Genomic DNA, 683 nt, shown 5'->3' with positions numbered 1-683 from the left:
GCTTCGGCTGGGGTTGTAGGACACCGACACGCCAAGTAATGTTGAGCCGAACGGCCTGGAAAGGCCGGCCGGAGGGGGTAACAGTCCCGTAGGCAAAGGACATTATTTGGCCCGGTGGATCCTGAGTACGGCGGAACACGAGGAATTCCGTCGGAATCCGGGAGGCCCATCTCCCAAGGCTAAATACTCCTTAGTGACCGATAGCGAACCAGTACCGTGAGGGAAAGGTGAAAAGCACCCCGGAAGGGGAGTGAAACAGAACCTGAAACCGTGTGCCTACAAGTAGTCAGAGCCCGTTAATGGGTGATGGCGTGCCTTTTGTAGAATGAACCGGCGAGTTGTGATCTCATGCAAGGTTAAGCAGCGAATGCGGAGCCGCAGCGAAAGCGAGTCTGAAGAGGGCGTACGAGTATGGGGTTGCAGACCCGAAACCAGGTGATCTACCCATGTCCAGGCTGAAGTCCAGGTAACACTGGATGGAGGGCCGAACCGACTTACGTTGAAAAGTGACCGGATGAGGTGTGGGTAGCGGAGAAATTCCAATCGAACCTGGAGATAGCTGGTTCTCTCCGAAATATATTTAGGTATAGCCTCATGAGAGCATCGTGGAGATAGAGCACTGTTTGGACGAGGGGCCCATCCCGGGTTACCGAATTCAGACAAACTCCGAATGCCATCGATGT

Annotated in this window: 1 rRNA gene; it reads left to right on the top strand. The window is 54.3% G+C overall.

The annotated features are described in order from the left end of the window. A 23S ribosomal RNA gene (locus WN59_RS07810) occupies positions 1-683 on the top strand; the annotation flags it as partial.

It is taken from the genome of Salinicoccus sediminis, from assembly GCF_000986795.1.
GTDB classification, from domain to species: Bacteria; Bacillota; Bacilli; order Staphylococcales; family Salinicoccaceae; genus Salinicoccus; species Salinicoccus sediminis.
This window is presented reverse-complemented; position numbering and strand designations above follow the sequence as displayed.